Raw genomic sequence first — 7,863 nt, 5'->3', positions numbered from 1 at the left:
GCCTCGTGTCCGTCCACCGTGAAGCTGACGATGGCCCCCGGCGCGCGTCCGAGGTCGCGAATGGTGATGCCGGGAAGGGCCGCGAGGCCGCTGCGAAGGCGGCCGGCAAGCATGCGGCAGCGTTGTTGGATCGGAGCGATGCCGATCTCGAGGGCGTAGTCGACAGCCGCCCCCAGCCCAAGCCGGGCTGCGTAGTTGTTCTCCCAGGTCTCGAAGCGGCGGCCATCGTCGCGCAGCCGATACTCGTCGCGCGACACCCAGGGCGCGGCGAAGTGATCGATCATCGGCGGCTCGAGCCGCTGCAGCATCGCCCGGCGGACGTAGAGAAAGCCGGTGCCGCGCGGGCCGCGCAGGAATTTTCGCCCGGTCGCCGACAGCATGTCGCAACCGATCGCCTCGACGTCGACCGCCATCTGGCCGACCGCCTGGCAGGCGTCCAGCAGGTAGGCAATGCCGTGCGCCCGCGCGACCTTGCCGATCGCCGCCGCAGGATTGACCAGCCCGCCATTGGTCGGAACCCAGGTGATAGCGATGAGCTTCACGCGCTCATCGATCATGCGTTCGAGCGCGTGGACGTCGAGCTCGCCGCTGGCATCGCTTGGCACCACGTCGATGACCGCGCCGGTACGTTTGGCGACCTGAAGGAACGCCACGTAATTGGCGGCATATTCCGCCTCGGCGGTCAGGATGCGATCGCCCTGGCGAAACGCAAGCGAATAGAAAGCCATCTGCCAGGCAACCGTCGCATTCTCCACGAGCGCGATCTCGTCGGGCGCAGCATTCAGCAGGCGCGCCACAGAGCCGTAGACTGCTTCGAGCCGGTCGGTTTCCCGGTCGGCGGCGGCATAGCCGCCGATCTCGCTTTCAAGATCGATATGCCGCTTCAGCGCCGCGACGACAGGGGTCGGCATGAGTGCCGCACCGGCGTTGTGGAGATAGGCAAGCCGGCTGGTCGCCGGCGTGTCGGCTCGTATTTCACCGATGTCGATCACTTATGCCTCCACTTCTCGCAATCCGGATGCACGAATTAGATGCGTCGAGCGGTCTGAGCAAGACGTCAGGCCCAAGGGCTTGCCAGATCTCAGATGCAGAGGCTGAGCAGCTTGATGTGACAGTTGCTGGACTTCGGCTTGCTTGCGGGCGCGGCCTCGCGTTTCACGGCAACGAGCGGCTCCTTGTCCTTCTTCTTGCCTTTGCCCTTCGGCTCGTAATCGCCCGCGATCACCATGGCCCAGTAGGTGCGCTTGCCGCTGGGGTTCTTGGCGCTGGCGATGCCGACACGGGAGGCGTTGTGCAGCAACAGGTTCTTGCGGTGCCCGGAGGAGTCGATCCACTGTCCCAGGGTCTTCTCGAAATTATCGTAGCCGTAGGCGATGTTTTCGGCGGCGCGGCCGGCGCCGGCCGGCGCAACACGGCGGTTAAACGGGCCGAGCGCGTCGTGGCTGAGATCGTCCTTGGCGGCCATCGCGCGGGCCTGGTCCATGGCGATGCGGTCGAGGGTGGAATCGCGGACGACGCGGACTTCACCGTGTTTGAGGCGGAAGCTGGAGATCAACTCGGACGGAGAATCCGCCCTCGCGGGCGCGCCCGCCAGCAGCAGCAGGCCGGCGATCATTCCGCCGACGCCACGACGCATCATCGTCCACCGAGTGCCCATAACCCCACCGAGCCCAAATTGCCCGACCGCTTCTCTATCGCCAATGTGGACGCTTCAAGGCGCGGCAGCCTGTCAGCTCGTCGGCAGGTCCGCTTCGAAGTTGAAGCGGTCGCGCAGGTTTTTTCGTTGTTCCAGGATGTCCTTGAGGAAGGCGCGATCCTGGTCGTTCTTCATCATGGGCTCGATCAGGTCGAGCTGGTTCATGGCGACCAGTTGCAGGATTTCGGTCCGCGGCTTGCCGCTGTTATCGCGCGGCAGCGCGTGCACGACCTGGATGTGTTCCGGCGGCTTGGGCCCCCTCGCGGCCGTAAGCTCGTTACGCAACTGGCCTTCGAGCGTGGCTTGATCCGCCTCGACGAAGGCATAGAGCCCGACGCCGGAGCGGCGGTCGGCAAAAGCGACGATAGCGGTGTCGCGAACGGCCGGGTTCTTGCGGATCAGCTCGGTCAGCACCGGCGCATCATTGACCAGCCTGCGGCCGCCGCCCTCGCGGTCGGTGAAGTTGAACAGGCCGCGGGTGATGGCGCGATAGACCTTCTTGCCGGTGGCGAGCCACAGGCTTGCCGCGAACGACTTCTTCGCGAGGATCTTGCGCTCGCGCGGCGTCAGTGCCTCCGGCGCGTAGGAGCGCTTGTGCTTGAGCAGATGCCGGAGGTCTTCATAGGCGAGGATGCGATAGAGCCGACCGCGCCGCGCAAAGCACGCCGCCAGCTGGAAGTCGGTCACATAGGCGCGGCCGTCGCGGCCGACCAGCCAGTTCTGTTCCTTGGCAAGATCATTGTGGCAGATGCCGGCGCGGCGCAGCCGGCGCAGGGCCACCTTGGCCGAACGGAAATAGGCGAGGTCGCCATGCGGCTTTGCCAGATGCAACGCGGCGCCGTCGACGAAGCCGCGCACCAGCGCGCGGCGGCCGGCCCAGAGCAACTCGGGTCCGACGTTGAGGCCTTTGGCGAGCACCAGCGCATGCTTCTCGCGTGCGAACAGATGGCGCGCCAGCAGGAATGACCACCACGGCACTTCGTCCAGCCGGCGCAGCACCGCGTCGACCTCGCCGCTCTCGCCGCGGAAGCGCCCGCGCTCGACGGTCGAGAATACGTCGCGCTTGAGCAGCACGCCCTCGGTCCAGCGCGCCGAGAGCGTCGCGGCGTCGTCTTTGGGGAGGCTCATTGCAAACTCACGCGGCTGCGGCCATGCGCAAATGATCGGCGATCCAGCGATCGAGATCGGCGAGTGCCAGGGCGCTCATCGCCTGCTTCTTGGCCACCGTCTTCTCGTTGCCGCGCAGGCGCGTGCCGTCGGGCTTCTTCGTCGGCACGGTCGCAAGCGGCGGGAATAGGCCGAAATTGATGTTCATCGGCTGGAACGATCGTGTCCCGGGCTCGATGGTCTCGATATGCCCGCCGGTGATGTGGCCGAGCAGGGATCCCAGCGCGGTCGTGGCCGGTGGGCTCGCCAGGGTTTCGCCGCGCGCGTCGGCTGCCGCATAGAGACCGGCGATCAGACCGATGCTAGCAGACTCCACATAGCCCTCGCAGCCCGTCATTTGCCCGGCAAAGCGCAGCCGTGGCTGCGCGCGCAGGCGCAACTGACTGTCGAGCAGCTTTGGCGAATTGAGGAAGGTGTTGCGATGCAGGCCGCCGAGGCGGGCGAACTCAGCCTTCTCCAGACCGGGAATGGTGCGGAAGATGCGCTGCTGCTCGCCGTATTTCAGTTTCGTCTGGAAGCCGACGATGTTGTAGAGCGTGCCGAGCTTGTTGTCCTGACGCAGCTGCACGATGGCGTAGGCCTTCGTGGCGGGATCGTGCGGATTGGTAAGGCCGACCGGCTTCATGGGGCCGTGGCGCAGCGTCTCGGGGCCACGCTCCGCCATCACCTCGATCGGCAGGCAGCCGTCGAAATAGGGCGTGTTGGTCTCCCACTCCTTGAACTCAGTCTTCTCACCTGACATCAGCGCGGCGACGAAGCCATCATACTGTTCCTTGGTCATCGGGCAGTTGATGTAGTCGGCGCCGGTGCCGCCGGGGCCGACCTTGTCGTAGCGTGACTGGAACCAGGCCACCGACATGTCGATGGATTCGCGGTGCACGATCGGTGCGATCGCGTCGAAGAAGGCGAGGGCGTTCTCGTCGGTCAGCTCTCGGATGGCATCGGCCAGCGGGGCGGAGGTGAGGGGGCCGGTGGCAACGATGACATTGTTCCAGTCGGCCGGAGGCAGGCCTGCGATCTCGCCGCGGGCGATCTCGATCAGGGGATGGTCGTTCAGCGCCTTGGTAACGGCTGCGGAGAAGCCATCGCGGTCGACCGCAAGGGCGCCGCCGGCCGGCACCTGGTTGGCATCAGCCGCGCGCATGACCAGCGAATCGAGCCGGCGCATCTCCGCGTGCAGGAGGCCGACGGCGTTGTTGGCGGCATCGTCCGAGCGAAATGAATTGGAGCAGACGAGCTCGGCGAGCCCGTCGGTACGGTGCGCCTCGGTCATGCGGGTGGGCCGCATCTCGTGCAGCACCACGGGGACGCCGGCTTTCGCGACCTGCCAAGCTGCCTCCGAGCCGGCAAGGCCTGCGCCGATCACGTGCACAATGTTGGATAGGGATCCTGTCATGGGGCGGACAGGTAGCGCTTTTCGGCGGTCAGTGGAATCGTCGAGATCGAGTTTTCTGCCACCAGATGCGACAACGCCCGCACGAGGCGGGCGCTATCGGTTCGTCCGGTGGAGGGCTGAACGATATCAGCCCTGATACTGACCGGCGGCAACGCGCGGGATGTCCGAGCGATCGAGGCCGATATCGGCCAGTTCGCGATCGCTGAGCTGGGACAGCTCGGCAACATTGCGCTGATAGTCCCGGAATGCCTGGATCATGCGGATGAGCGAGAGCAGCATTGGTAGTCTCCTGTAGTTCGATTCAGCCCTTGCCCGGGCCTCATCGTTGAAATGAATATAGTGGAGAGTGGTGCAGTGCGAAAGTTCCGATGTTGCGATGCAGCTAAGCGGATAGCGCATAGCGGGAGTAAAGAAGACTTAACCTCTTCGCGGTCCCGCCCCAGCCCTGCGATGCGCGAGCTGAATCCGGAGCTAAACTTCCGTGAAATCACGGAGTTAGTGACAGATATTTGATTTTGATCGTTATGGAAATAAGTGACGCATCCGTCGCCGGCAAGCGAGCCATTTAGCTTCTATACCCAAGTTCGGCATGCGCGAATCGCATGATGCAATAGGCTATTTTAATGAATTTATATTCAGTTCTTTGTGTGGGTGCAGCGAAGCCGCGCGGGTGGCCAAGCGGCTTCGCCAAATCAGATCTCGCCGCGTGCAGCGGCGCAATGGCTCCTCCAAGGTTGTCTAGGCCGCATTCGCACTCCTTGGTGCGGCGTCCGCACGCCGAGCGTGTGGTTTGATGACAAGGATGTAATGAAAAACAGAATTCCTGCATGACGCTCTGCGCGGCGCGCAACATCACGCAATTCTCGCGAGGAATTTATTGCGGCAAGTTGCCGCGCCCGGAGGAAGGTGTCGTCGCAGAATCCGGCAATGTCGCTGGGTCTGTCCCAAGAACAAGAGAAGGAAAGTAACATCATGACGAAGTTACTCGGGGTTATCGCCATTGCCGCCGTCGCGCTCGCGGTTGCGCCGGCCCAGGCCGCCAAGCACGCCGCCATGGGCGGCTGCAGCTCGGCCAATCTGGAGAAGACGGAAACTGCGATCGAGGCCATGCCCGACGGTGACGGCAAGCTCGTCGCCCAGAAGGAGATCGCTGCGGCGCAGGATTCGCTGCTCAACGGCAAAATGGGTGCGTGCGGCGCGCATCTGAACAAGGCGATGCACGCCACCATGGGCAAGTAAACGCACCAGAGAGGGCCGATCGCCGGACGATCGGCCCTACGCGTTGTTGATGGGTCACTAAGGAGCGCGCGCCAGCTGCGTGGCGAAATAGGCGATGGTCTTGGAATAGACCTCGCTCTTGTTCCACTGCTTGAGCACCTCGAAATTCGGACTGCCCGGCTGCCAATCCTTGCCCTTCTGCCAGCCATAGCCGGCGAGATAATTTGCGGTGGAGGCGAGCACGTCGGGCGCGTTGTGCAGGAGATCGCGCTTGCCGTTGCCGTCGAAATCGACGGCGTATTTCATCCAGGATGACGGCATGAACTGGGTCTGGCCGAGCTCGCCGGCCCAGGCGCCCTTCATCTCGGCTGGTGCGAGATCGCCGCGCTGGACGATGCGCAGCGCATCCATCAGCTCGGCGCGAAACTGCTCGGCGCGCCGGCAATCATGGGCCAGCGTTGCGAGCGAGCGGATGGTGGCGAACTTGCCGGTGTTGACGCCGAAATCGGTCTCGAGACCCCAGATCGCGACCAGCACTTCGCCGGGAACGCCGTAGGTCTGCTCGATGCGCGACAGCACCGAGCCGTATTGCTTCATCCTGTTGGAGCCGCGCTCCAAGCGCGGCGGCACCATGCGGCCGGAAAATTCCTCGAAGGTCTGGGCGAAGACCTTTTGCGAGCGGTCGCGGTTGAGCACGCTTTGATCCAGCGTCACGCCGGCGAGCCCCGATGCAATCGCCTGTTGTGAGATGCCCTTGGCGGCAGCGTCGGTCTTGAAGTCCGCAAGCCATGCATCGAAATTGCTTGAACCGCAGGCAACCGCGGCGGACGCTGGCTGGGCAGACAGGATTGACGCGGAGAGGGCGAAGGCTGCGAGGGCGAGACGAGAAATCGTCGAGGTCATTCGAGTAAATGAATTCCGTGAAGCGATCTGATCGGAGGGGGCAATCTCGGTCCGAACCGCGGCCAAAGCAAGGCGTGTGACAGGGCGCGATCCTGCCCGAGCCGGGGCAGGATCGCATGTCACGATATCGTCAGACGTCCGTCCGGTTACGCCACGGGAAGAGGTTCGCCGGGAAGTCGGCAGCCGGCTTGCGCGGACGATGCGGCGGGGGCGGCACCGGACGTGCACCGGGCTCCGAGACGATCACCTTGCGGTAGAGATGCCAGGTGGCATGGCCGAGCAGGGGGATCACCACGGCAAGGCCGAGGAAGGCCGGGATCGTGCCGAGCGCAAGCAGCACCGCCACGATCAGGCCCCAGGCCGCCATCGGCACCGGGTTCCTCGCGACAACGCGCAGTGAGGTGCTCATCGCCTCGAACGCGCCCGCATGGCGGTCCAGCATCAAGGGGAACGACACGACGCTAATGCAGAGCGCAGCGAACGCGAACAGGAAGCCGGCGCCGCAGCCGACCACGATCAGCCACCAGCCCTGCTGCGTCGTCAGCACGCGCGTCATGAAGTCCGAGATCCCGGTCACGCCCTCATAGCCGAACGCCGCGACATAGATCGCCTGCGCGGTTGCAACCCAGGTCACGAATAGAGCGAGCAGCAATGTGCCGAGGCCGAGCATCGCCCCGAACGACGGCGAGCGAAGCACCTCCATGGCATCCCAGGCGCTGGCTTCTTCATAGCGCTCGCGCCGGCTGGAGAGCTCGTAGAGACCGAGCGCTGCGAAGGGGCCGATCAGTGCGAAGCCGGCGGCAAGGGGAAACAACAATGGCAGCACCGAATAGCCCATCACCACGCGGGCGAGCACGAGGCCGAGCACCGGGTAGATGACGCAGAGAATGATGGCGTGGCTCGGAACGGCCTTGAAATCCTCCCAGCCGCGCCGGAGCGCATCGTGCAGATCGGACAGCTGGATGGTTCGAATGACGGGTCCAGCCGCATCCGCGCTCTGGCCCATTGTGGGGACATTGCCCTGGTAGAGTGTGGCCATGGTCGCTAGCTCCCTTGCCGAGCGGCCGAATCCAGCGCCGGCAAACGGCGCGAGCGGCCGCCATTTTTGAGTTTCGCGATTCCGACCAGACGCGAATTCCGGAAGGCATCGCGAGCCGAACGCGAAGCGTACGCTCATTTCCGAGTCCTGTCCCTCACGCTTGGGTGAATTTCGATGCCGCAGCGCAACCTCGACGATGTCATTCGGTCGTCATTTCGCCGCAGATAAGCTGATGCTGCTCGTTGGTTCGCAGAACTTCGCGGGCGCATCGCAGTAACTTGGTCTATAAGTGCCACTCAAGGCCCTTCCAACGGATCCTTTTCGGGGAGCAGATATGAGCATTTTCGGGAAAATTATGGGCGCGATCTTCGGTAGCCAGCCGGCTTCCGCCGCGCCCGCTGGTGGCGCAGCTTCGCCCGCTGGAGCGGCGCCTGGAGCATCGGC

Annotated in this window: 8 protein-coding genes; 1 reads left to right on the top strand and 7 read right to left on the bottom strand. The window is 64.2% G+C overall.

The window, feature by feature from the left end:
- From MOV74_RS25485 to MOV74_RS25465, 5 genes are all read right to left on the bottom strand, one after another.
- On the bottom strand, positions 1-992 hold a 992-nt coding region (locus MOV74_RS25485), incomplete at its 3' end, for an aminotransferase class V-fold PLP-dependent enzyme (protein WP_246928990.1).
- 89 nt (positions 993-1,081) lie between these two features.
- A complete protein-coding gene (locus MOV74_RS25480) occupies positions 1,082-1,636 on the bottom strand; it encodes a CAP domain-containing protein (protein WP_246928987.1) in 555 nt (184 codons plus the stop codon).
- Positions 1,637-1,729: 93 nt separating this feature from the next.
- The gene (locus MOV74_RS25475; protein WP_246928980.1) at positions 1,730-2,824 is read right to left on the bottom strand and encodes a serine/threonine protein kinase; all 1,095 of its coding nucleotides are present in this window, start codon (positions 2,822-2,824) and stop codon (positions 1,730-1,732) included.
- 7 nt (positions 2,825-2,831) lie between these two features.
- Positions 2,832-4,259 carry a methylenetetrahydrofolate--tRNA-(uracil(54)-C(5))-methyltransferase (FADH(2)-oxidizing) TrmFO gene (gene trmFO / locus MOV74_RS25470; RefSeq protein ID WP_246928978.1) on the bottom strand — a complete coding sequence of 476 codons (1,428 nt, stop codon included), beginning with the start codon at positions 4,257-4,259 and terminating at the stop codon, positions 2,832-2,834.
- 126 nt (positions 4,260-4,385) lie between these two features.
- On the bottom strand, positions 4,386-4,538 hold the full coding sequence (locus tag MOV74_RS25465; protein WP_007590701.1) for a DUF1127 domain-containing protein: 153 nt from the start codon (positions 4,536-4,538) through the stop codon (positions 4,386-4,388).
- A 648-nt stretch (positions 4,539-5,186) separates the two neighbouring features.
- Here MOV74_RS25465 and MOV74_RS25460 point away from each other — a divergent pair.
- Positions 5,187-5,498, top strand: a complete 312-nt coding sequence (locus MOV74_RS25460; RefSeq protein WP_404979169.1) for a hypothetical protein — start codon at positions 5,187-5,189, stop codon at positions 5,496-5,498.
- A gap of 57 nt (positions 5,499-5,555) precedes the next feature.
- Here the strand turns inward: MOV74_RS25460 and MOV74_RS25455 are convergent, their stop codons facing one another.
- Complete coding sequence (locus tag MOV74_RS25455; RefSeq protein ID WP_246928976.1) at positions 5,556-6,380, bottom strand: lytic murein transglycosylase; 825 nt, start codon at positions 6,378-6,380, stop codon at positions 5,556-5,558.
- A 130-nt stretch (positions 6,381-6,510) separates the two neighbouring features.
- Positions 6,511-7,419 (bottom strand): DUF2189 domain-containing protein, encoded by a 909-nt coding sequence (locus MOV74_RS25450; RefSeq protein WP_246928968.1) that lies wholly within the window; start codon positions 7,417-7,419, stop codon positions 6,511-6,513.
- Positions 7,420-7,863: the final 444 nt, after the last annotated feature.

Source organism: Bradyrhizobium sp. SHOUNA76, from assembly GCF_023006445.1.
Classification (GTDB): Bacteria; Pseudomonadota; Alphaproteobacteria; order Rhizobiales; family Xanthobacteraceae; genus Bradyrhizobium.
This window is presented reverse-complemented; position numbering and strand designations above follow the sequence as displayed.

What these genes read in the sequence shown, in the direction of transcription:
- trmFO (WP_246928978.1), bottom strand. Translation starts at nt 4,259, where the DNA reads ATGACAGGATCCCTATCCAACATTGTGCACGTGATCGGCGCAGGCCTT.
- MOV74_RS25480 (WP_246928987.1), bottom strand. Translation starts at nt 1,636, where the DNA reads ATGCGTCGTGGCGTCGGCGGAATGATCGCCGGCCTGCTGCTGCTGGCG.
- MOV74_RS25475 (WP_246928980.1), bottom strand. Translation starts at nt 2,824, where the DNA reads ATGAGCCTCCCCAAAGACGACGCCGCGACGCTCTCGGCGCGCTGGACC.
- MOV74_RS25465 (WP_007590701.1), bottom strand. Translation starts at nt 4,538, where the DNA reads ATGCTGCTCTCGCTCATCCGCATGATCCAGGCATTCCGGGACTATCAG.
- MOV74_RS25450 (WP_246928968.1), bottom strand. Translation starts at nt 7,419, where the DNA reads ATGGCCACACTCTACCAGGGCAATGTCCCCACAATGGGCCAGAGCGCG.
- MOV74_RS25460 (WP_404979169.1), top strand. Translation starts at nt 5,187, where the DNA reads ATGTCGCTGGGTCTGTCCCAAGAACAAGAGAAGGAAAGTAACATCATG.
- MOV74_RS25455 (WP_246928976.1), bottom strand. Translation starts at nt 6,380, where the DNA reads ATGACCTCGACGATTTCTCGTCTCGCCCTCGCAGCCTTCGCCCTCTCC.